This is a genomic window from Maribellus luteus, from assembly GCF_003576475.1.
Taxonomy (GTDB): domain Bacteria; phylum Bacteroidota; class Bacteroidia; order Bacteroidales; family Prolixibacteraceae; genus Draconibacterium; species Draconibacterium luteum.
The window spans coordinates 376,488-397,790 of record NZ_QWGR01000001.1; the positions used below are offsets into that span (position 1 = coordinate 376,488).

General features: G+C 43.5%; 19 protein-coding genes, 2 tRNA genes and 1 riboswitch. Of the genes, 10 read left to right on the forward strand and 11 right to left on the reverse strand.

Going from position 1 to position 21,303, the window contains the following annotated elements; genetic code table 11:
- The first annotated feature begins 47 nt into the window (after positions 1-47).
- The 6 genes from D1614_RS01340 (at position 48) to D1614_RS01365 (ending at position 8,350) form a co-directional block, all read left to right on the forward strand.
- Complete coding sequence (locus D1614_RS01340) at positions 48-1,280, forward strand: RagB/SusD family nutrient uptake outer membrane protein (RefSeq protein ID WP_206609890.1); 1,233 nt, start codon at positions 48-50, stop codon at positions 1,278-1,280.
- 39 nt (positions 1,281-1,319) lie between these two features.
- Positions 1,320-2,276: a phosphodiester glycosidase family protein gene (locus tag D1614_RS01345; protein WP_119436079.1), complete on the forward strand. Its 957-nt coding sequence runs from the start codon at positions 1,320-1,322 to the stop codon at positions 2,274-2,276.
- A 24-nt stretch (positions 2,277-2,300) separates the two neighbouring features.
- A complete protein-coding gene (locus tag D1614_RS01350) occupies positions 2,301-3,566 on the forward strand; it encodes an IPT/TIG domain-containing protein (protein ID WP_119436080.1) in 1,266 nt (421 codons plus the stop codon).
- A 311-nt stretch (positions 3,567-3,877) separates the two neighbouring features.
- Positions 3,878-6,517 carry a family 20 glycosylhydrolase gene (locus D1614_RS01355; protein ID WP_162304373.1) on the forward strand — a complete coding sequence of 880 codons (2,640 nt, stop codon included), beginning with the start codon at positions 3,878-3,880 and terminating at the stop codon, positions 6,515-6,517.
- A gap of 26 nt (positions 6,518-6,543) precedes the next feature.
- Positions 6,544-7,422: an endonuclease/exonuclease/phosphatase family protein gene (locus D1614_RS01360; protein ID WP_206609891.1), complete on the forward strand. Its 879-nt coding sequence runs from the start codon at positions 6,544-6,546 to the stop codon at positions 7,420-7,422.
- A gap of 1 nt (position 7,423) precedes the next feature.
- On the forward strand, positions 7,424-8,350 hold the full coding sequence (locus tag D1614_RS01365) for a glycerophosphodiester phosphodiesterase family protein (protein ID WP_119436082.1): 927 nt from the start codon (positions 7,424-7,426) through the stop codon (positions 8,348-8,350).
- A 67-nt stretch (positions 8,351-8,417) separates the two neighbouring features.
- On the opposite strand, the gene D1614_RS01370 is transcribed toward D1614_RS01365, so the two are convergent.
- From D1614_RS01370 to D1614_RS01390, 5 genes are all read right to left on the reverse strand, one after another.
- Positions 8,418-9,719 carry a hypothetical protein gene (locus D1614_RS01370; protein WP_119436083.1) on the reverse strand — a complete coding sequence of 434 codons (1,302 nt, stop codon included), beginning with the start codon at positions 9,717-9,719 and terminating at the stop codon, positions 8,418-8,420.
- 165 nt (positions 9,720-9,884) lie between these two features.
- The gene (locus D1614_RS01375) at positions 9,885-11,540 is read right to left on the reverse strand and encodes a putative transporter (protein ID WP_162304374.1); all 1,656 of its coding nucleotides are present in this window, start codon (positions 11,538-11,540) and stop codon (positions 9,885-9,887) included.
- 179 nt (positions 11,541-11,719) lie between these two features.
- Positions 11,720-12,037 carry a hypothetical protein gene (locus D1614_RS01380; RefSeq protein WP_119436085.1) on the reverse strand — a complete coding sequence of 106 codons (318 nt, stop codon included), beginning with the start codon at positions 12,035-12,037 and terminating at the stop codon, positions 11,720-11,722.
- A 119-nt stretch (positions 12,038-12,156) separates the two neighbouring features.
- A riboswitch (cobalamin riboswitch) is annotated at positions 12,157-12,392 on the reverse strand.
- Positions 12,393-12,885: 493 nt separating this feature from the next.
- Positions 12,886-12,960, reverse strand: a tRNA-Pro gene (locus D1614_RS01385).
- A gap of 13 nt (positions 12,961-12,973) precedes the next feature.
- Positions 12,974-13,060: transfer RNA gene (locus tag D1614_RS01390), tRNA-Ser, on the reverse strand.
- A gap of 425 nt (positions 13,061-13,485) precedes the next feature.
- On the opposite strand from D1614_RS01390, the gene folE reads away from it, so the two are divergent.
- The 4 genes from folE to D1614_RS01410 all read left to right on the forward strand — a co-directional run bounded on the left by folE (position 13,486) and on the right by D1614_RS01410 (position 17,635).
- Positions 13,486-14,208, forward strand: coding sequence for a GTP cyclohydrolase I FolE (gene folE / locus D1614_RS01395; protein WP_119436086.1), 723 nt, complete (start codon positions 13,486-13,488; stop codon positions 14,206-14,208).
- 237 nt (positions 14,209-14,445) lie between these two features.
- Positions 14,446-15,726, forward strand: coding sequence for a serine hydroxymethyltransferase (gene glyA, locus D1614_RS01400; protein ID WP_119436087.1), 1,281 nt, complete (start codon positions 14,446-14,448; stop codon positions 15,724-15,726).
- Positions 15,727-15,853: 127 nt separating this feature from the next.
- Complete coding sequence (locus D1614_RS01405; RefSeq protein ID WP_119436088.1) at positions 15,854-16,612, forward strand: sulfite exporter TauE/SafE family protein; 759 nt, start codon at positions 15,854-15,856, stop codon at positions 16,610-16,612.
- Positions 16,613-16,726: 114 nt separating this feature from the next.
- Positions 16,727-17,635 (forward strand): CobW family GTP-binding protein, encoded by a 909-nt coding sequence (locus D1614_RS01410; protein ID WP_119436089.1) that lies wholly within the window; start codon positions 16,727-16,729, stop codon positions 17,633-17,635.
- Between the two features lie 19 nt (positions 17,636-17,654).
- Here D1614_RS01410 and D1614_RS01415 read toward each other — a convergent pair whose 3' ends face one another.
- From D1614_RS01415 to D1614_RS01440, 6 genes are all read right to left on the reverse strand, one after another.
- A complete protein-coding gene (locus tag D1614_RS01415; protein ID WP_119436090.1) occupies positions 17,655-18,350 on the reverse strand; it encodes an LrgB family protein in 696 nt (231 codons plus the stop codon).
- Positions 18,338-18,697 carry a CidA/LrgA family protein gene (locus D1614_RS01420; RefSeq protein WP_119436091.1) on the reverse strand — a complete coding sequence of 120 codons (360 nt, stop codon included), beginning with the start codon at positions 18,695-18,697 and terminating at the stop codon, positions 18,338-18,340. Before D1614_RS01420 ends, D1614_RS01415 begins: the two co-directional genes overlap by 13 nt.
- A gap of 26 nt (positions 18,698-18,723) precedes the next feature.
- Entirely contained in the window at positions 18,724-19,308 is a 585-nt protein-coding gene (locus D1614_RS01425) for an HAD family hydrolase (RefSeq protein ID WP_119436092.1), read from the reverse strand.
- A 167-nt stretch (positions 19,309-19,475) separates the two neighbouring features.
- Entirely contained in the window at positions 19,476-20,204 is a 729-nt protein-coding gene (locus D1614_RS01430; protein WP_119436093.1) for an SIMPL domain-containing protein, read from the reverse strand.
- A 3-nt stretch (positions 20,205-20,207) separates the two neighbouring features.
- The gene (locus tag D1614_RS26450; protein ID WP_119436094.1) at positions 20,208-20,306 is read right to left on the reverse strand and encodes a T9SS type A sorting domain-containing protein; all 99 of its coding nucleotides are present in this window, start codon (positions 20,304-20,306) and stop codon (positions 20,208-20,210) included.
- Positions 20,307-20,355: 49 nt separating this feature from the next.
- Positions 20,356-21,243 carry a dienelactone hydrolase family protein gene (locus D1614_RS01440; RefSeq protein WP_119436095.1) on the reverse strand — a complete coding sequence of 296 codons (888 nt, stop codon included), beginning with the start codon at positions 21,241-21,243 and terminating at the stop codon, positions 20,356-20,358.
- Positions 21,244-21,303 lie beyond the last annotated feature (60 nt).

Sequence of the window (21,303 nt, forward strand, 5' to 3'; positions counted from 1 at the left end):
TAGCTCTCAGTATAAGTTTGATGGTGCTTGTCTCAGGATGCGACGGTATGTTGGACTTATTTCCGCACAACAGTGTGGCTACCGACAACCTGACTGAACAGGATGCAGATTTATTATTGAACGGACTTTATTTCTATACCCAGAATAAACCAACGGTAAACGGGTACATTACCCAGGATGTTTTAGGCGGAAACTTTATTCGGGGAGGAGCCTCTGGTTATGCTTCGTATAAAATACTGCTAAATGACTTAATTACCACTGAAAGCGGTTTTATAAGTGACCCCTGGAACGGCTATTATACCAATTTATACCAGGTAAACGAGTTTCTGGTTTCGGTAAATAAAATGCCCGACTCAAATCATAAAAACGAGCTGATTGGAGTAGCGAGCTTTTTCAGGGGGCTGATTTATTATAACCTGGTTACCCGCTGGAGATCAGTGCCTATTTTGCGCGAACCCACAACCGACGATGTAGCTGCATCTCCTGAATCTGAAGTATGGGGTTTTGTGGAAGAGAACTTTGAAACAGCCATTGAATACTGCCAGGGTTATAGTTCCGATTATTATGTTTCGAAAGAGGCCGCCAAGGCTTTAATGGCCAGGGTGAAAATTGCCTTAGGCAAAAAAACGGAAGCAGCGGCATTGGCTGAAGAGGTGATCCTGAGCGGACATTTTTCGCTGGATGAATTTGAAAACATCTTCCGTGCGCAGACCAACGACGAGACCATATTCCGGTTTGCAAATCTTCCGGAGGAGTCGGCTATTCGCACAAGCACTTATTTCTACACCCGGGAGTCTTCGGTGGGAGGGAGTTATATATATGCTCCAACCGATGCTGTAATGAGTATGTTTCATCCCGACGACAAGCGAAAAGATATGTCGATCGATGTTCAGGCGACCAACAATGTGTTGAACAAATACCCGAGCGGGGAAACAGGTACCGACCCGATAATAATTACCCGTTTGGCCGAAATGTATCTGCTCAGCGCCGAAGGAAAAGGTTTTCCTGATGGTTTAGGGCGTTTAAATCAATTGCGCGAGTTCAGGGGACTGGAACCGGTTAACCCGGCAAACAGCGATGAGTTTATGGATGCAATTGTGGATGAGCGTCACCACGAATTTTTGGGTGAAGGATTCAGATGGTTTGACCTGGTTCGCCTAAACCGGATTGAATCTGACCTGGAATTGGAAACAAAATTCAACGTACTGCCAATCCCTTCCCGCGAAATAGAATTAAATCAGCTGCTACAGCAAAACCCGCTCTGGAATAATGCTGACTAAGTGTGGATATAACCAATTACGGATTAAAAAGAGTTAGAAATGGACAGATATATAAAGAATCTTACAGCCCTGTTTTTTGCAGTCGTAGTTGTAGTATTTAACTACGGTTGTGAGAAAGACAATGATAATTTCGCACCTGAATATAAGCCCAAAACAACGGTTGGGCAGGCCCTGTTGGAGCATTCCGACATCGTTGCACAAGTTTTCTCCGACACTTCTTTTACGGTAACCCAAGGAGTGGAAGAAACAGATATTCATTTTTTAAAGATGAATGGATTAACTACCCATGCTTACATTTTAAAAATTGACTTATCAACTCCCGGCTTGCAGGTGAAGGTGGGAATGCCTTATGATAACAATGAATCGGAGAACTTTTCCAAACAGACTTTAACTGAAATTGCCCGGTTTACAGACCGGCCGGAGCACCGGGTGGTTGCAATGATTAACGCCGATTTTTGGGATGTTGGCAACATGGATCTTAGGGGGCCGTTGCATCGTAATGGCGTAATTTTAAAAGATTACTTTATTCCGAAAGCATCACTCCCACAGCAGGCTTTAAGTTTTGCTGCCATAACCAATGAAAATAAACCGTTGATCGGGGACAAGGAAGATTACCCGGCAATCAAGAATGACTTAAAAGAAGTAACGGGTGGTGGCGCTATTGTTGTTCGGGAAGGACAAATTGCCAGTTTGCCTGCGGGGTGGACACAGGTTGATCCAAGAACCGTTTGGGGCTATACCAGTGATAATATTGTCTACTTTATGGTGGTGGATGGACGAAGTGCCCTATACTCAAATGGAATGTCTTACCATGAACTCGGAAGCGTTATGCAGGCATTGGGGTGCGAGTATGCCGTTAACTTTGACGGGGGAGGATCTTCGCAAATGATGATCAGGCGCTATGAAGCGGATGTTTTCCAGATCAGAAACAGACCCTCGGACGGAAGTGAGCGCGCAGTAGTGAATTCATGGATGGTGGTGCTAAACGAGCCATAAAACATTAATAAAAAAGATGAGATAATGAAAACGATAGTATATTTTATGCTTGGGTTAGCAGGCATTTTGATGAACATATCCTGCTCTGACGACGTGGATGAGCAAATAAATAATCAAGAACCAATGATTGTTTCGCTGAGTACTCATATGGGAACCGCAAAAGACATCATTACGGTTTACGGTCGTAGTTTTAGTCCGGTGAAATCTGAAAATACGGTAAAATTTAACGGACTTACTGCCATTGTTTTAGAGGCCAATGCGGGAGAACTTCAGGTTGTTTTGCCGGAAATAGACGAAGGTACGTTCAACATTGAAATTACCATCAACAATAAAACAATTGTAGGCCCCGCGTTTACCTTTAAAAAACCTACGGACAACGGCTGGGTGGTACAAACCATTGTGGGGCAAAGCGGGGTGCCGGCCATGACTGATGGCATAGGAACTCAGGCGACTTGCAAGCTGCCCACCAGTTTGAGTTTTGCTCCCGACGGCAGTATCTGGTTTAGCGACAGGGGAAATTTTGCAATACGACGCATCTCGCCCGATGTAAATGTAACCACCATTGCCGGGAGTCCAACTTCAGATTCGTTTTTCCATCCGTGGCAGGGTAATTTCGACTCAAAAGGAAATTACTTCATTGCAGACAAAGGAAACCACCGCGTTCAGAAAGTGACTGCGGTAACACACGAAGTAAGCACTTTTGCAACAGGCTTTAAAAACCCGATGTCGCTGGTTTTTGACGACGAGGACAATATGTATGTTGCTGACAGAGACAATAAGGCCATCAAGAAGATTACTCCCGACGGGCAGGTGACAAGCTTTGGCATTGGAATCACACCCAACACTTTGGTGTTTACTCCGCAAGGTGATTTGATTATCGGAGGAAGCGCGAATTATACCTTGATTAAATTGACTCTTTCTTCCGGTGATGTTACTACTATTGCAGGCGATGGTGTAAAAGGAACAAATTACAACGACGGGGAACCCGGGAATCCATTGACTGCAAAAGTGGGGCAGATCTTTGGCTTGTCCTGCGATGCTGCCGGAAACATTTACATTGCAGATGCTTTGTATCATGTGATCCAGAAGTTTACGCCGGGTGAAAACGGGGATTACGCAAAAGGCACTATCAAAACAATTGCCGGTACCGGTGTTAAAGGTACTGAAAACGGAAAGGCACTATCGGCAAAGTTCAATACTCCTTATGCTGTTTTGGTAACTGAAGATGGTAAAACCATTTATGTGGCGGATACAGTACCTTTCCTTATCCGGAAATTGACATACCGCTAATAATATTGCGCCTTAAAATGTATTAAAACATTGCTTATCCGCAATCAAGCTAAATGGTTTGGTTCGGATAAGCAATTGGTTTCGTTTAAAGGATTGCAAACTAGTTTTTACAGATTGTATCTTAACCGACCTGAAGGAGACTCAAAAAATCTTCCGCAGGCGGTAATCCCGGTATTCTGAATTATGTTACCTTAAAATTATGGTCCTGTAAGTCATTCTGTTTGTTGGTTTTTGAAGCCAATCGCATGTTTTTCGCTATTTTGGCGGATATAGCCAAAGTTGTTTTATTCCAAATAATTCATTTAGAAAATATGAAGTTATCCAGTTTCAGTAAATGCCTTCCCGCATTCCTCTTTTGTTTTGTCCTCTTTTTTACCGACGCCCACGCAAGTACGATTGTGCCCAAACCGGTTTCGATAACCCGGCAAAACACAAGTTTTATCCTAAAAAGTACAACGCCTATAAACCTGCAGGATGCATCGGATTTAATGCAGCAAAATGGTAACTACCTGGCCGAACAACTGCTTTCGTATTATAATCTCTCTTTAACGGTAGAGCAGAATAAGAAACCCCAGAAAGACGCGATAAACATTGCGTTAGACTCAGATTTACGGACTGATGAATACATTCTTGATGTTTCGCAAAAGAGCATTCGGCTGGTTGCCGGGAGCGACAGGGGTGTTTTTTACGGCATTCAAACCCTTTTACAGGTTATCCCAAGTACTTACTTATCGAAAACCTCAGCTGACAACCTGGTTGTTGAAGGTGTAAAAATTAACGACTACCCGCGGTTTGGCTACCGGGGAGCCATGCTGGATGTATGCCGGCACTTTTTTAGCGTGGAAGAAGTGAAACGCTTTATTGATATACTGGCTTTGCACAAAATCAACACCTTTCACTGGCACCTGACCGAAGATCAGGGCTGGCGAATTGAAATAAAGAAGTATCCTAAACTTACTGAAATTGGTTCGGTAAGGGCACAAACCCTTGTTAACCATTACAACGATAAAGTTCATTTGTATGACGGGGAACCTTATGGTGGTTATTATACGCAGGAACAAATAAAAGATGTAGTTGCTTACGCCCAAAAACGCTTTATAACGATTATTCCCGAAATTGATATGCCGGGGCATGTTACGGCGGCGCTGGCTGCCTATCCTCAGCTTGCCTGCAAAGCGAATGAAACGTTTAAAGTGGGTGAAAAATGGGGAGTATTTAAAGATGTGCTTTGTATTGGCAAGGAATCCTCTTTTGAGTTTGTAGAAAATGTTTTACTGGAAGTGATGGACTTGTTCCCTTCAAAATACATTCATATCGGTGGAGACGAGTGTCCAACAGAAAGATGGAAGAAATGTCCGGATTGCCAAAAGCTGATGGCAGCAAAAGGGCTTAACGGTGAATCACGTCTTCAGAATTATTTTACAGGCCAGGTTGAAGCTTTTTTACAAGAGCACGGCCGGGAAATTATAGGTTGGGATGAAATCCTGGAAGGAGGCATCTCTCAAACAGCCACAATTATGTCGTGGCGGGGAACCAAAGGAGGAATTAAGGCTGCACAAAAAGGAAATAACGTAATTATGACACCCGGAACTCATTGCTATTTTGATAAATACCAAAGCCTGAAGAAAAATTCAGAACCATTGGCGATCGGGGGATACATTCCGGTTTCAAAGGTTTATGATTTTGATCCTCTCGCCGGATTGAATGAGCAGGAAGGACAAAATGTTTTAGGCCTCCAGGCAAATCTGTGGACAGAATACATCAAAGATTTTGACCATTTGCAGTACATGTTGTTGCCGCGACTGGCTGCACTTGCTGAAGTAGGCTGGTCTTCGGATACTGAAGATTATGATGATTTTCTAATCCGGTTGGAAAACCTGACGAAAATATACAAGGCACAGGACTACAACTATGCCCGGCATATTTTTACCGATATTAAAGGAAAGTTTGTGGATGCCGACAGCCTGACGATTGTGGGAAAGGCAATGCCGACTTCTAAATTATATCACCGGGTGGATGGGGAAAAGTACATGGACATGCCTGCGCCGGTTAAATCGTTGTACACCAACTCTGCCGGAATTGCGATTGCCTTTCAAACAAACAGTTCTGTGATTTCGGCCAAATGGGAAGTTCAAAAAAATCAGGTGTATCCGAATATTCCGCGGATAGGCTCTATGGGGCTTGATCTGTATATCAAAAAGAACGGAAAGTGGCAGTTTGCCGGTGCCGGAATTCCGGAAGATAAGTATTCAGAAAAATACATTGTAACGGATATGGATACGAGCACCAAAGAGTGTTTGCTCTATTTACCGACTTACGACGAAATTGTTTCATTGAAAATAGGGGTAGATGAAGCTGCTTATATCCTCCCGGCAGCATCTCCTTTTGTTGGCAAGTATGTAATATACGGATCGAGTATCACGCAGGGAGCTTCGGCTTCCAGGGCTGGCATGGCTTACCCCGCGCGTATGTCTCGTGCTACAGGGCTGAATTTTATCAACTTGGGACTGAGTGGAAACGGAAAAATGGAAAAGCCGGTTATTGACATGCTCGCTGATATTGAATGCGATGCTTTTATTATGGACTGTATTGCCAACCCGAGCGCAGAACAAATAAGAGAAAGAGCGCCCTATGCCATCCGTCATCTTCGTGAAAAGCATCCGAATACTCCCATCATTTTTATTCAGAGCGTGGTACGTGAGAAAGGTTACTTTAATGCGAAAGTGGAAGTATGGAATCGTCAGCAGAATGAGGCAATTGCCGAGGTGGTTAAAAACTTGCAGAACGAAAATATACCTTACCTGTACCTGATTGAAGAAGATGACTTTCTGGGTACAGATCACGAAGGGACGGTTGACGGTGTGCATCCCAATGACCTGGGCTTTGATCGTTTAATCAATGCTGTTCAGCCTAAAATACAAGCCATTTTAGAACTTCATAAAGATTTGTAGAAATTAAAAGTTAAGTGATGGTCATTATGAGTGTAAAAATAAATTTGCTGCTTATTGTATGTGTTCTTGTTTCCGGGATTGGAATGGATTTGCATGCCCAGAATAAAAAACTGAAAATAATCAATTACAATGTATTGGAAGGGATCAAGCTTGATACCACTTCCAATCACCAGAAGTTTGCCGACTGGGTAAATGAGCAGGACCCCGATATTCTGGCTTTGCAGGAGCTCAATTCTTTCACCCAAAAGAAACTTGAGCAATTGGCGCGGAGTTTTAATCATCCGTATGCCGTGTTGCTAAAAGAAACGGGGTATCCGGTGGGTATCACGTCAAAATATCCGATAATTAATGTCGAAAAGGTGCTGGATAATATGTGGCACGGATTTATAAAGGCAGAAATACGGGGGTATAATATTTTTGTAATCCATCTTTCTCCTCATGTATACTGGAAAAGAAGAGAAGAAATCGATTTGATTTTAAACACCTCAATTTCAGAATCCAAAGGCGCTCAGAAAACAATTATCATGGGAGATTTTAACTCTGTTTCAGAACTGGATGCAGATGCTTACCAGGATGGGAGATTGCTTGAGCGTTTGAGAATAGCAGACGAAAAGTCGCCCGCTATTGAGAACCTGGCAGAAGGAAAACTGGATTACGAGGTGCACCGGAAAATGACACAAGCCGGCTATATTGATGCTTTCAGATTAAAACACAAGGTGTATGATTCATCGGCGCTAACCCTTCGTTTTTCGGAGAATGGCAAAATTCCCTCCAGGCGGATTGATTATATTTATGTCAGCAAGGATCTGAAACGTAAGGTTTCTTCGGCCTCCATCATAAAAGACCAGTTTACCCATTACCACTCTGATCATTATCCGGTAACAATCGAATTAAACATCAAATAATATGAGACTACTAGTCATTCCGTTTTTATTTCTTTTGGTTTGCTGCGGAGTTACACCAAAAGACAAAACCAATAGTGTTCAGGAATCAAGCGATAGAGTAACCCGTATTCGCCAGAAACTTATAGATCGCGACAAAAGTACAGTGATTGTTGTTGCCCACCGGGGCGATTGGCGAAACTTTCCTGAAAACTCGCTTGAAGCCCTTGATAATGCCGTAAAGATGGGAGTTGATGTGGTTGAGTTAGACGTTCAGATGACCAAAGACAGTGTTATAATTCTGATGCACGATGGAACGCTTGACCGGACCACTACCGGAAAAGGGAGGGTTTCGGAGCAGGACTGGGCATACATCAGCAGCTTAAAACTCAGAAATGGCTGTTCGATAAAAACCATCCATAAAGTACCAACTTTGGAAGAAGCCCTGCTTCATGCAAAAGGGAAGGTTATGGTGAATCTGGATAAGGCGGATCGTTATTTTGAGCAGGTGTACAAGTTGCTTGAGAAAACAGGAACCACAAAACAGGTTATTATGAAGGGAGGTAAAAGCGTGGAAGATGTAAAGCTACTCTATGGCGATTACCTGGATGAGGTGATATATATGCCCATTGTAAATTTGGATAAATCGAATGCCCGCGAACAAATTCAGCAGTTTAAGACGGATCTTCAGCCCGTAGCTTTTGAATTGTTATTTGCCAACGACTCCAACAAACTGGCCAAAGAAGTAATTTCCATGCTGGAAGGCCATTCGCTGATCTGGTACAACACGCTATGGGATACAATGGCAGGCGGCCACGATGATGATATGTCGCTGGAAGACCCGGATAAAGGATACGGTTACCTGGTTGATAGCCTTGGTGCCCGAATCATTCAAACCGACCGTCCTCAAATGTTGCTGGATTATTTGAGGCAACGAGAGCTGCACAACTAATATTTCGAATGTATTGTGCTGTCAGTTTTTTGTCGAGGCTGACTCAAACGTTGATAGAGGAAGGTTCTTAAATCACAATTTGGGTTTGAAAGATAAACGTTCCCAAATGTTGGGAAGGAACTCCCGCGTCGATGTTTTTTACAAGCGGACGAAGGGAATATTGCATACTGAACTTTAGCTTGTGGCCGTTTGCAAACAGATTCGCACCAAAATCGTAGTTGTATATTTTTTGCGGGAGCGCTTCAAAATCTTTTAATGCATAAGCACAGAAAAGTTGCAGCCGCCCGGCTTTCTCCATAAAAGACTGGGGGAGAAGATAACCCAAGGTGCTGTACCATATGTTTCCGGTACCGATTTTATACTCTGTATTTCCGGCGCCTTCAGTGGCTGTGCCATCATACCAGCGGTTCATGGTACCGGAAGTACGCAGGTAATTTGTCCCAAAATTGTAGTTGTAAATCACACTGTAAACCGAAATTGCCTGGTTGTTTTTAAACGGGAGTTCCATAAAATAGTCGGCACCAAGCAGCATTCGGTCTTTCAAAGTCCGGCCTCCGCTTTTGTCGAATTCAGCAACCGAGCCGGGATAAAAATCAAACCCTATTCCCAAATTGCAGATTTTCTTTTCTCCAAAATAGGTCATCGGAACATAAGGTGTCTGGAAATATTCTCTCTCCCAAAAATTCCAGGTAGTATAAGCTTTCCAAGCCAGTTGGGTCGACGGAAATTCATAGCCATTCTTTGTTTCAGGTTGTTCTGGTACCCCGTTGTAGACCATCGGTTTGGAGATGACTGCACGATAATTCAATCGGTTTAAAGTTCCTTTAATAAAAATACCGAATTGCCGAATTTCCAGATCGGAATGATTCACGGATGGGATGTTGAATCCCGGGTTATCGAGAGTCAAGGTTTTCTGATAGCTGGCATTGGTCAATCTTGAAATACCGTTCCATCCGTTTAGTCCAAAGCCAAGACTTAATGACTTTGGAAGCAGGTCGTACATGGCCCAAACATCGTGAAAATAAATGGTTGGTTTTGAGCTGGAGGCATTCAGGTTATTAAATCCAAACTGGGTGTAAAAAGTTGTTTTTTTGTTCAGTTTATTGAACATTGAGAAGCGGGTGCGCCGCAGGGCAAAGTCGAACTCAGATGCTATCGGGTCGCCCGAAATGGTTGCACTGCCGGGATTTAGTTTTGTTTGCCGCGCCCAAAACTGTGTGGCAAATGATAGTTTGGAATATGCCGATCCCGAATCGTTTAAAGGAATCAGAAGATTATTGGCGATTTTCGACTCATGATCTACCGGTGTTTTGGCAGAGGATAGAATAGAAAAACAAATCAGTGACAAAAGAATAAAACTACGCTTCATCGGTGAAATTGTCAAAAGTTAAGGATGATGGATGTTTTTGGATGGAGCGACTCGCTTTCCTGATTTCCCACTTCCCGCCTTACGAAGCGAGAAGTGGAAAATCAGCAGACCGATTATAGTCAGGGAAAAAAGCGCCACCATTCACAGTACGATAAAAAAAATGGTTTATAAGAAGATGAGTACAAGTGCCTGTGCCAGTAAAATCCGTAGAAACATAACCAGTGGATAAACCGTAGCGTATGCTGTTGACTGGGCCTGAACAGGTGCCTGCGAGTTTGCAAATTCAAGGGCTGGCGGGTCGGTCATAGAGCCGGCAAGCAAACCGCAAATCGATAAGTAGTTAAATTTTAAGAACCGGGCTGTAAAACCGATAATCAATATCGGAATTGCGGTAATGGCCACTCCGTATGCCATCCACATGTAGCCGCCGTTTATAATGGTTTCAACAAAATGTTTTCCGGCTCCAAGCCCAACACAAGCCAGGAACAGGATGATGCCCAGTTCGCGGATAAAAAGGTTGGCTCCGGGAGTCATGTAAAAATCAAGTTTCCCGATTCGGCCTTTATGCCCCAGAAAAAGGGCTATCAACAATGGCCCGCCTGCCAGACCCAATTTGGCAGGAGCCGGTAATCCCGGTATGGCAAAAGGAATACTACCGAGCAAAACTCCGGCAAAAATTCCGATAAGAATAGGAATAATGTTGGGATGCGATAGTTCTTTCATTGAGTTTCCAAGAAGTTTGGCTACTTCGTCCAGCGCTTTTCTTTTTCCTACAATGCGAATGGTGTCGCCAAATTCAACACTATCGTTTTCGCTGGGCATTATTTCACTTCCGAATCTGAAAATACGTGTAATGTTCACAGGGAAACGTCTGGAGATTCCAATTTCTTTGATGGTTTTTCCGGCCAGTTTTTTATTGGTAAAAACCACATGCCGCATTCCCAAACGTCCGGTAATGTTTAAGTCGCCGGTCTTTTCGAGCTTCCCGACCTTTAACTCAAGTATATTAAAGCTTTGCTTGGTAGAAACTCCGTAGAGGACATCTTCTGTTTGGATGGTGTCGTCCTCTTCGGGTATAATGAATTCGTTGTTCCGGAAGATTCTTGACAAAACAAATTCGCCCGACAGCGTTTCTCGCAAAAAAGCAATTGTTTTTCCTTCCAGAGCCTGGTTGCTGACTTTCAGGTTAACAGCTTCCAGCTTTCCGGAAACGCCCGATACTTTGTTTGAAAAATCTTCTGCCTCTTTTTGAACTTTTATTTTAAAGAAACCCCGAATGATAAGCATGGTGAGGATAATACCGATGATGCCAAAAGGGTAGGCTACAGCATAGGCCATCCCGGCGAGCTCGGTAAGTTGAGGATTCGAAAGCTGCTCTTGAATAACTTGCTGGGCGGCTCCCAGCCCCGGGGTATTGGTAACTGCTCCGCACATAATTCCGGTAATTACAGGTGTGGGAATATCAAATGCCAGTTTTAGCCCAATGGCGCAAAGAAAACCCAGCACAACAATTCCTACGGCCAGCAAGTTGAGCTTTAGTCCGTTGCTTTTTAGTGATGAAAGAAAACGGGGGCCTACGTCGAGACCAATGGAATATACAAAAAGTATCAGCCCGAATTCCTTGACAAAGTGTAGGGTTTCGGCATTCGAGCGAGCTCCCAGGTGCCCGATTAAAAGCCCGGTAAAAAGTACGCCGGCAATACCCAGTTTTATGTTGAAGACTTTGATTTTTCCGAGTAGGATACCAGATATACCCACCAGACTCAAAAACAGTAAAGTAGAGGGAGTTCCACTTTGCGAAAATAAATTGATTATACCCATTGTTGTTTGTTTAAAGGGGAGCAATCGGAAATAAATCCTCATACTCCCCTGGTACCCAGATAAATATTTTTCATACAGGACATTGCCCCGTATCGAGCTATAAAATCTGCACTGATTTATGTTGATGTTTTTTAAACCTTGAAATAATTATTCCGGCTTGTAGCAGGAAGATGTGGTATTCAGCCAGCACCGCTCATGTTACATGAATAAAGTTTATGGAAGTAACCGTATTTTTTCATCGTGTTTTTACTGCAACGGTCATTTGTGGTCGGGGCCTTCACCAGCTTTTCGTTTCTGAATTTTAAAAGCGAAATGTGGTTGTACGGAGTGAAATCAATCCCCGGTTCGTATTTGAATGTACAACTTTTGCATTGTTCTATTTCTTCGCCTTGTTTGAGCTTCGTTTGCGAAAACTCTCCTTTCAAATAGGCTTCGCAGTCCTCTTCTGGTTTCCGGGCGAACACAATATGTGTGCCCTCCAGGTCTTGTGTAAGCATACAGCAATCACTAATTAATAAAACTTAAACCGAATGCTTTGCGAGTAAAAAAATAGTTGGTTGAAAAATAACAGGTGTGTTTCGTGCCAGACTACTGCTTCATACCGCGAAAGCAATTGCCGTTCAATAAATATAAGACAGGTTTTCTGGCTAGTCCGTTTTTCTGCTTCCGGGCGCCTTTCTTAATTTTCCGAAAAGGAGAATTATTCTCTTCCATTGGAAAAGTTAGGACAGACCAGATGCAAATAATGATGAAAAACTGTGGTTGGACTTTACAGTTGCGCGACAGCTCACGATTTTCACGTGATTTCCTGTTAAACCCGTTTTACCGGGTATCTTACGTCTCAGATTTTTGAATGAACGCCGGGCAAATGTAATTTCAAAACACAACAAAACAAAAATAAACGCTTGTTTGGGGAGTTTGTTCTTGCTTTATTAACAAACTGTTTCCTTTAAATAGTCAGTAATCATCGAATAAGTGTGAATTTTAAAAATAACATATGATTGATATATAGCGGATTGTGCAACTAAAGATTGAGCTTGAAGTTGTTTATTGGGACAATAAACTTAATCTAACATAAAAGAGGAGTCTTAATTCAGTTGGTCAACGGTAAAAGTTTCAAACGCACTGCTTGCAGGGGCTTTAATATCGAGTTCAAAAAACTGAACTTTAATTTTAAGGATGAAGAGTTCAGACAAATTTGTGTATGGGTATATGACGAAAGCTACTAAAGTGAACACTCTCAGGATTGATGCTTTTCAAAAGAGTACGTTCACATCGTAAAAACAAAAAAGCCTGCAAATCATCTGATTTACAGGCTAAGGGTGAATTGTGATTTTTCTATTCGTCGGGATACCAGGATTCGAACCTGGGACCCCCTGCTCCCAAAGCAGGTGCGCTAACCGGACTGCGCTACATCCCGAATTTATGTATCGCGGAGAGAGGGGGATTCGAACCCCCGGTACGGTTACCCGTACGGCAGTTTAGCAAACTGCTGGTTTCAGCCACTCACCCATCTCTCCTGAATATGGTAAAGCTGCCAAATTTCATCTCGCCTCTCAGCGAATTCATTTTAACTTTATCACAATTTCAAAAAACGCGTTGTTTTTTCGTGCGTGCAAAAGTAGAAATTGTTTTTACATTGGCAAAGCTTTTGGCTAAAAAACCAAAACTTTTTTTGACCTCCATTTTTCCGCTTTCCACGAGAACTTGGATAAGTGATTTTAGATCAATTGTTAGGACTACAACAACGGTCAAGATATTTTTTATACTCCTTTCATCTTTTTTTCACTTCCCCCGTAAGCCAACTATTCCGAAGACATATTTAATGCTTGTTACTTCGGGTTTGTGTAATCCTTGTTTAGAAATCTTGTTTTAAGTCTAAACAAAATACTATTAGGTCTGTTATTGGTCTTGTTATAAACAGGAAACAATAAATACACATACAATGAAAATCGATACACAGAACGCAAAGGTGAACGGGAAGAATGGTTTTCATTCCAACGGTCATTCAACCGACATTGTCAATGGTTACGATGTAATGGGAGACAACCACGTAGGAACTTCGATTGACACTCCGATGAGGGCCGACGCTTTTGAGCTTTCGGACGAAGAGAAGATGGCCGTCATAGAAGACCGTTTCAGAGATATTATGGAAGTGATGGGGCTTGATCTTACGGATGACAGTTTGCAGGGGACTCCTCACCGGGTGGCAAAAATGTTTGTGAAAGAAGTATTCTATGGTCTTAATCCGGCGAATAAACCCAAAATATCAGTATTTGAAAATAAGTTTGGTTATGGTGAAATGCTGGTGGAGAAAAACATCAACATGAATTCAACCTGCGAGCATCATTTTTTGCCCATTGTTGGCAAGGCACACGTAGCTTACATTTCAAACGGTGAAGTGATCGGTTTAAGCAAGATCAACCGGATTGTGGATTATTTTGCACGACGTCCGCAGGTACAGGAACGATTAACGGTGCAAATCGCCAACGAATTAAAAGAAATTCTAAAAACCGAAGATGTGGCGGTGGTGATCGATGCCAAACACATGTGTGTTTCTTCGCGCGGTATTCAGGATGAAAGCAGTAGTACGGTAACGGCCGAGTATTCGGGTCGCTTTAAAGAACGCGCTACCCGCGAAGAGTTTCTTAAGTACATTGGTCTGTAATCGCTGTATTTTCTGCTTCCCGGTTGGGAAAATCACTTTCGCACATTTTGTCAGCTTGCTGCGAAATAGTGGATGCTATATAGGTTATGTCGTCCTGTTCAGAAAATAATAGCAGGACGACACTTTTGTGTCTGTAGATTAATTGTTCAAAAATTATCCTATTTCTGTGTTCGGTCATTTATCGACTGCTTTTATTTATATTAACTTTGGGCTTTTAAAAATTTAAGATTCAAGGAAATGAAGAGAGACACTTTGGTATTTGACATTATAAAGAAGGAGCACGAGCGCCAATTAGGTGGTATCGAGTTAATTGCTTCAGAAAACTTTGTAAGCGAGCAGGTTCTGGAAGCTATGGGCTCAGTAATGACCAACAAATATGCTGAAGGATATCCGGGTAAGAGATATTACGGAGGTTGTCAGTTTGTGGATCAGACCGAGCAACTGGCCATCGATCGTATCAAGGAAATTTACGGTGCAGAATGGGCCAATGTTCAGCCACACTCGGGAGCGCAGGCAAATGCAGCCGTTTTAAGTGTGATTCTGAATCCGGGTGATGCTTTTCTTGGATTGGATCTTTCGCACGGTGGTCACCTTTCGCACGGTTCGCCCGTAAACTCGTCAGGCATCCTTTATAACCCGATTGCTTATAAAGTAAAAGAAGATACCGGCCTGGTGGATTACGACGAAATGGAAGCTTTGGCCATCGAGCACAAACCCAAACTGATCATTGGTGGTGCATCGGCATACAGCCGCGAGTGGGACTACAAACGCATGCGCGAAATTGCTGATAAAATTGGTGCATTGTTTATGGTAGACATGGCACACCCTGCCGGACTGATTGCTGCCGGTTTGCTGGACAACCCATTGAAATATGCTCACGTGGTTACTTCAACCACCCACAAAACATTGCGTGGTCCGCGCGGAGGTATCATTTTGATCGGAAAAGACTTTGAAAACCCATGGGGAATTACCACGAAAAAAGGTGAAGTTCGCATGATGTCTTCTCTGCTTGATTCATCTGTTTTCCCGGGACAACAGGGCGGTCCGCTGGAGCATGTTATTGCAGCCAAAGCCGTTGCTTTTGGCGAAGCACTTCTGCCCGAATACAAAGAATACCAGGCCCAGGTGAAAAAGAATGCGGCAGTTATGGCCCAGGCTTTTGTTGATTTGGGATACAAGGTGATCTCGGGAGGAACCGATAACCACTCAATGCTGATCGATTTACGTACCAAATACCCTGAAATTACCGGTAAAATTGTTGAAAACACCATTGTGAAGGCCGAAATTACGGTGAACAAAAACATGGTTCCTTTCGACAGCCGTTCGCCTTTCCTGACTTCAGGTTTGCGTGTGGGAACTCCGGCGATTACAACCCGTGGCGTAAAAGAAGATTTGATGCCGGTGATCGTTCAGCTGATTGACGATGCGATTGCCAACATCGAAAACGAAAAAATGATCCATTCAATTGGCGAAAAAGTACATAGTCTGATGAAAGATTATCCGCTGTTCGCATATTAGTTTAGTGTCCAAAGTTCAGAGTTCAGAGCAATCAGACTCTGAATAAAAAATAAAACTCAAAAGCCCTGAAGATTTTCTTCAGGGTTTTTGTTTTCTTTGAACTTTAAACATTAAACTCTGAACTACAGTGGAGTGGTACTTTGTTTTGGCACTGATCGGAACCGGAATTGCTGCCGGCTTTATCAATACTACTGCAGGAGGCGGTTCCATGTTAACGCTCCCTTTGCTGATGGCCATCGGGTTACCTGCCAATGTTGCCAACGGCACCAATCGTATCGCCATTTTACTTCAAAATATTATCGGAGTAAGCACCTTTAAAAGCAAACACGTACTTGATCTTAAAACTGATTATAGACTGGCTGTTCCGGCGGTTGCAGGTTCGCTTGTCGGGGCATTGTTTGCTGTTGAAATGGATGTAAACCTGTTAAAAAAGGTCATCGCCGGTTTAATGGTGGTTTTGTTGCTGGTGGTAGTTTTAAAGCCAGAGGTTTGGGTGAAAGAACAGGTTGGAAAGGTAGAGGCAAAACCATCGGTGATGCAATACATTATCTTCTTCGGAATAGGTTTGTACGGTGGGTTTATTCAAATGGGTGTTGGGTTTTTTCTATTGGCTGGACTGGTATTGGGCTGCGGGCACAACCTGGTGCGCGCCAATGCGGTAAAGGTTTTTATTGTGTTGATCTATACCGTTTTTTCGCTCGGAATATTCATTTTTCATAAACAAATTGATGTTGTTGCGGGTCTAATACTTGCTGCCGGAAATATGCTCGGGGCCTGGCTGGGCGCCAATTTCACCGTTAAAGGAGGGGCAAAATATGTGCGCTATGTATTGATTCTGGCCATGGTTATTGTGATTTTAAATTTGTTTGGGGTGTTTGGAAAATAAAGCTATGAGCTGTGAGCCTCGAGCAAAATGTATTATTGGAAAAAGAACAATTTCCCCTCTCTGAGGGGAATACCCGAAGGGAAGGGGTGATTACCTTTTAAATACAGTTTCGAATTGAAGGAAAAGACTAAAATACCGGTTACTGTTATCACCGGCTTTTTGGGAGCCGGGAAAACTACCTTTATCAATCAGCTGCTAAAACAATGTGCTGAAAACAAGTTTGCTTTGGTGGAAAATGAATTTGGCGAAGTGGCGATTGATACCCAACTCATAAAAGGGGTGGATGCCAGTCAAATGTTCGAACTAAAGCAAGGATGCATTTGCTGTACCATTACCGATGAATACGAGCTGGTGTTACAGGAATTGGCCGATCGTTTTCCAGAGGTGGAGCATTTACTGATCGAAACCACAGGTGTGGCCGATCCGGCGCCTGTTATTCAGCCTTTTTTTGCTGACGAGAACCTGAAGGAACTCTATTCGTACAACGGAACCATTTGTTTGTACGATGCTCTTCATTTTGACAATCAACCTGAAAAGGAGATTAGCCTGAAGCAACTGGCGGTGGCCGATCTCGTGCTGGTCAACAAATCGGAGGGATTAAACGATGATGAAAAAGAGCAAAAACGTACCGGAATTGCGGCGTTTAATCCTTTTACCAGGATCATGTTTTCGGATTATGGCAGCGCTGCCGAGATTGATCTAAACAACATTCAGCGAAAAAAGCGAACAGCGTTTGACTTTGCCTCTTTCGGAACAGGACACAGCCATATTGAAACCAGGCTGATGGAATTCGACAAGCCCATCAACAAGAACGAATTTCTACGCTGGTTTTCTTATTTAATGGATGTAAACAAGCGTCTGATATACCGAACCAAAGGAATACTCTATTTCGAGAACGAACCATTTGAATATATTTTGCAGGGAATAGGTGGCAACTTCGAACTAACAGAAGGAGATTTGGTACTTGAACCGGGAGAAAGCAAAGTCGTTTTTATCGGGAAGCTGGAAGGTATTCAGTTTTAATGTTTTGTTTCGGAATGGATTAATACCAACCCATAAATTGCAGTAAAATTACTATCAGAACAGTTGTTAAAGCAGCTACTCCGATTGCCAGTCCGCTCATGGCACCTTCTGTTTCACCCATTTCAATGGCTTTGGTGGTTCCCAGTGCATGCGACGAGGTTCCAATACTCAGTCCTTTTGCCACCGGATGTGTTACACGTAGTAATTTCAGCATAAAAGGAGCGATGGACGCGCCCAGTAAGCCGGTAATCATGATCGAAATGATGGTGATTCCTTCGTTTGCCTGTAACATATCGCTCAGCCCGATCCCGATGGGTGTGGTAACCGAATGGCCAATGAGGGAACGCTCCAGAAATTCGTTCATCCCCAGTAAACGACTTAGTACAATCACCGAAACAATGGCCGAAACAACTCCGGAAACAATGCCTCCGATGATCGAATATTTGTGTTCTACCAGGAGTCTGCGATGGCGATACAAGGGCAGGGCCAAAACAACCGTAACCGGCCCCAAAAGCGCGTGGATAACTCCTCCGCCTTTCATATAATGTTCGTAAGGAATTTCGCCCAAAACAAGGATGCAGATAATGATAACGGTCGATAACAAAAGCGGATTGAGCCAGTTAAAACCCGATTTTCGTCGGACAAGCGAAATAAGATAAAAGCAGCCTACTGTCAGGAAAATACCGAAAAGGTGTGCGTTGGTTATCGTTTCCATTTTTCTTTCAGATTGATTAAGAGCTGGGTAGACAAGGCCGTAACCGACAAAACGATAACTGTTGACAAAACCACCACCAGCGCGGTTTGAAAATAGTACCCGTCTAAAGCGTGGTAAGAGACCAGAACACCTACGGTTGCCGGAATAAAAAAGAAGCCCATATTTTGGATCATAAAGTCGGCAGTTTCGCGGATGTGCTTTTCTTTCAGAACGCCGGTAAGCAGCAAAACCAGGAGTAAGATCATGCCGGTAATTGATCCCGGAATGGGGAGGTGGAGGTAGCGGCTCAGCAAGTCGCCCGCCAGGTTAATCCCCAGAATAATAAAAAGTTGTTTAAATACTTTCATAACGAGTTGTGTGATGAAAGGCCTGATTAGTAGGTGTACGGACGAACGTCGGTTATAAACATACCGGCAGTTTTGGCGGCTTCGATCCCCAATACGCCGTCTTCAAAAACCTGGCACTCGTGTGCCTGAACGCCCATTAATTCCGCACATTTTAAAAATGTTTCGGGTTGTGGTTTGTGACGGGTAACATCGTCAGCACTTACCACGGCTTCAAAGTACTTGTTTAATCCGAGTGCTTCCAGCTGAACTTCAGCACTTCGCCGGCTGGCGCCTGTTCCAATGGCCATCGGGAGCTTTCCGTGGTGTTCAAATACCAGATCAAGCACCGGTTTGTGAGGCTTTAGCAGCGAAGCGTGCTCCCAAAACAATTCCTGTTTCATCCTGACAATTTTTTCAGGTGCTTCGTTTACTCCGTATTTTTCTACCACGCGCTTTGCAAAATCGATGGTGGGCCGGCCTGTTAATTCGTAAAGAATCTGAGGATCGAAATTAAATCCGAATTGTTCGGCAATCATCTCCCAGGTTTTCAGGTGGACCGGAAGTGAATCGGACAGTGTCCCGTCCAAATCAAAGATCAGGGCTTTTGCCTCCGGATGAACTGTTATTCCCATGTTTAATTATTTGCCGGCAAAGGTAACAGAAGCCGCTGAGAAGTACCTTGCCTTATGAAGCCAGCGTAAAAATTTAATTATCAGTTAAAAGAAAGCGTTGTGGTTGAAACGACAAATAAAAAGGGGACTTTGCGGGTCCCCTTCGTTCTTATCTGTTGTGTGGCTGATTATTGGTTAATTTCCCACGAAATAAAAATATTGGTGTGCATTTCCACTTCATCCGGGTTGAGTACATCCGTAATTTTGGCTGCAGCTTCCTCCTGATCCATCATGGCAAACATCCGCAGTTCGGGTTGTACCGGCCCAATAGGTCTTTGGGGTTCCCCGTACTGAATGTTTTTGATTTTTCCGAGCGAGGCACCCGAAGCTTTGGCAATCCATTCGGCTTTCTGACGGGCATCCTGCACTGCCAGCGAAATCAGCTTTTCTTTTACTGTTTCCATTTGTTCTTCGGAAAGCGAAAAATTGAGGTTGAAGTTCGATTCCAGGTTGTCTTTTATCAACTCAAAGATCTTATCGTTCTTTTTGTAATCCCGTTTGGTTCGGATCGTCACCGGAATATTGGCTTCGTAACCATCAAAAACAGACTGCCGCAGTTCCGGATCGTATTTCTGGATTTCGCGGATTGAATAATTATTGGCTTTAATCAAATCTTTGTCGATGCCGTTTTTTACAAAGAGTTTCTTTATGTTATCCATTTTTTCAACCGCCATTTCGGCACACTTTGTATAGTTGTTGTCTTTTACGCTCAGGTTCACTGTAAACGACAAATCTTCGGGCATCAGCTTAACCGATGATTTTCCTTCCACCGCCATTTGGGCGCCTGTTGCCGCCGACTGCGCAAACGATGTTGCTGTAATACTTATAACAGCAAGTACTAATAGGATCTTTTTCATGACTTACTTTTTAATAATTTGTGTTGTATGTTTTCTGTTCTGGCTCAGCAGGGATACAAAATAAATGCCAGAAGTTAGCTGACTCACGTTGATGCTGTTGATTTGTTTACGACCTTTCTATTTTTCGTTGGAAAATGAAGCCTGCGGTGTTTTACGATAAATTTGCTTTAAAAAAGTCGATGGTTCGTTGCCAGGCCAGTTTGGCGGCAGCTTCGTCGTAGCGGGGTGTGGTATCGTTGTGAAAGCCGTGATTTACGCCTTCGTACATGTAGGCAGTATATTTTTTACCGTTGGCTTTTAATGCCGCTTCGTAGGCGGGCCAGCCTGCATTTACCCGTTGGTCGAGCGATGCAAAATGGAGCAGGAGAGGGGCCTTTATTTGAGGAACATCCCCGGCTTCCGGCTGTCCTCCGTAAAACGGAACGGCCGCCTTTAAATCCGGTACCCGCACCGCCATCATGTTCGAGATCCAGCCGCCAAAGCAGAAACCAACTACGCCAACGTTTCCATCACATTCGGGGTGATTTTTGAGGGTTTCGAACGCAGCTATAAAATCCTCCAGCATCTCATTTCGGTCGCGTTTGCTTTGCAGTTCACGCCCATCATCGTCGTTGCCCGGGTAACCACCCAGCGGTGTTAAAGCATCCGGCGAAAGCGAAATGAATCCTTCCAAAGCGGCGCGTCGTCCCACATCGGCAATGTGTGGATTCAGACCCCGGTTTTCATGAACCACCACAATTCCGGGTAGTTTTTTCGCATGACCGGCAGGTCTCGAAAGCTGTCCTTTGATTTTTCCTCCACCTTTGGATGAAGTATATTCGATGGTCTCAGTTTTTAAACGGCTGTCATCGGCCTTTACCTGGATTTTTTCCTGGTAATCGGGCATTATAAAACTCATCAGCGACGAAACCGTCAATCCGCCCACCGCGTAGGCTGAAAGTCGTTCCATAAATTGCCGGCGATCGATCTTGTTGTGGGCGTACTCGTCGTACAGGTCAAATACGCCCTGATCGAGTTGTTCTTTTTTTAGGTGTTTCATGGAAAAGTATTTTCCATAAAAACCTGAACAAGAACGTTTTTGTTCAATCGGGGAAAAGAC

Coding starts and splice junctions, on each gene's coding strand:
- D1614_RS01340 (WP_206609890.1), top strand. CDS start 48: ATGTTGGACTTATTTCCGCACAACAGTGTGGCTACCGACAACCTGACT.
- D1614_RS01345 (WP_119436079.1), top strand. CDS start 1,320: ATGGACAGATATATAAAGAATCTTACAGCCCTGTTTTTTGCAGTCGTA.
- D1614_RS01350 (WP_119436080.1), top strand. CDS start 2,301: ATGAAAACGATAGTATATTTTATGCTTGGGTTAGCAGGCATTTTGATG.
- D1614_RS01355 (WP_162304373.1), top strand. CDS start 3,878: ATGAAGTTATCCAGTTTCAGTAAATGCCTTCCCGCATTCCTCTTTTGT.
- D1614_RS01360 (WP_206609891.1), top strand. CDS start 6,544: ATGAGTGTAAAAATAAATTTGCTGCTTATTGTATGTGTTCTTGTTTCC.
- D1614_RS01365 (WP_119436082.1), top strand. CDS start 7,424: ATGAGACTACTAGTCATTCCGTTTTTATTTCTTTTGGTTTGCTGCGGA.
- D1614_RS01370 (WP_119436083.1), bottom strand. CDS start 9,719: ATGAAGCGTAGTTTTATTCTTTTGTCACTGATTTGTTTTTCTATTCTA.
- D1614_RS01375 (WP_162304374.1), bottom strand. CDS start 11,540: ATGGGTATAATCAATTTATTTTCGCAAAGTGGAACTCCCTCTACTTTA.
- D1614_RS01380 (WP_119436085.1), bottom strand. CDS start 12,037: ATGCTTACACAAGACCTGGAGGGCACACATATTGTGTTCGCCCGGAAA.
- folE (WP_119436086.1), top strand. CDS start 13,486: ATGAAAATCGATACACAGAACGCAAAGGTGAACGGGAAGAATGGTTTT.
- glyA (WP_119436087.1), top strand. CDS start 14,446: ATGAAGAGAGACACTTTGGTATTTGACATTATAAAGAAGGAGCACGAG.
- D1614_RS01415 (WP_119436090.1), bottom strand. CDS start 18,350: ATGGAAACGATAACCAACGCACACCTTTTCGGTATTTTCCTGACAGTA.
- D1614_RS01420 (WP_119436091.1), bottom strand. CDS start 18,697: ATGAAAGTATTTAAACAACTTTTTATTATTCTGGGGATTAACCTGGCG.
- D1614_RS01425 (WP_119436092.1), bottom strand. CDS start 19,308: ATGGGAATAACAGTTCATCCGGAGGCAAAAGCCCTGATCTTTGATTTG.
- D1614_RS01430 (WP_119436093.1), bottom strand. CDS start 20,204: ATGAAAAAGATCCTATTAGTACTTGCTGTTATAAGTATTACAGCAACA.
- D1614_RS01440 (WP_119436095.1), bottom strand. CDS start 21,243: ATGAAACACCTAAAAAAAGAACAACTCGATCAGGGCGTATTTGACCTG.